At 63.9% G+C, this 1030-nt stretch carries 1 protein-coding gene; it reads left to right on the top strand.

Annotation, left to right across the window (positions count from 1 at the left end; all coding sequences use genetic code 11):
* Positions 1-29: 29 nt before the first annotated feature.
* Positions 30-1030: family 2B encapsulin nanocompartment shell protein (locus AB0B89_RS36640; RefSeq protein ID WP_358562449.1), on the top strand; the 1001-nt coding region annotated here is incomplete at its 3' end.

The raw sequence follows: 1030 nt of genomic DNA, 5'->3' as shown, positions 1-1030 counted from the left end.
CAGCGCGACAGTGATTGGTGGTGTGGGTTGTGACCGAGACAACCGACGCGAGAACAGACACACACAACGGCCAGACCCAGCAGAGCCTGGCCACCCAAGCGGCACGCAACCTGGCCACCACGACCAAGTCGCAACCGCAGATGCAAAGCATCACCTCCCGATGGCTGCTCCGCATGCTCCCCTGGGTCCACACCCCCGGCGGCGCCTACCGCGTCAACCGCCGCCTCAGCTACGCCATCGGCGACGGACGCCTCAGCTTCACCAACCACGGCAGCGACATCCGCGTCATCCCCCCAGAACTCCGCGAACTCCCCGCCCTACGCCACTACGACGACGACACCACCCTCGAAGCCCTCGCCAACCGCTTCACCCAAAACCACTACGAACCCGGCGACACCATCACCGAAACCGGCCAACCCGCCGACCGCCTCATCCTCATCGCCCACGGCAAAGTCAACAAAATCGGCACCGGCGAATACGGCGACCACACCATCCTCGGCGTCCTCGCCGACGGCGACTACTACGGCGACCACACCCTCACCACCACCGACCCAGACACCTGGGAACACACCATCAAAGCCGTCACCCCCACCACCACCCTCACCCTCCCCCGCCAAACCTTCCAAGAACTCCTCACCCAATCACCCACCCTCCGCACCCACATCGAAAACCACCAGACCAACCCCCGGCCCCCACAGAACAAACACGGCGAAGCCCTCATCCACATCACCTCAGGCCACGCCGGAGAACCCCAACTCCCCGGCACCTTCGTCGACTACGAAACCACCCCCCGCGAATACGAACTCAGCGTCGCCCAAACCATCCTCCGCATCCACACCCGCGTCGCCGACCTCTACAACCAACCCATGAACCAAACCCACCAACAACTCCGCCTCACCATCGAAGCCCTCCGCGAACGCCAAGAACACGAACTCATCAACAACCCCGAATTCGGCCTCCTCAACAACGCCGACCTCAAACAACGCATCCACACCCGCACCGGCCCACCCACCCCCGACGACCTCGACGA

The organism is Sphaerisporangium sp. NPDC049002 (assembly GCF_040649355.1).
Classification (GTDB): domain Bacteria; phylum Actinomycetota; class Actinomycetes; order Streptosporangiales; family Streptosporangiaceae; genus Sphaerisporangium.
This window is presented reverse-complemented; position numbering and strand designations above follow the sequence as displayed.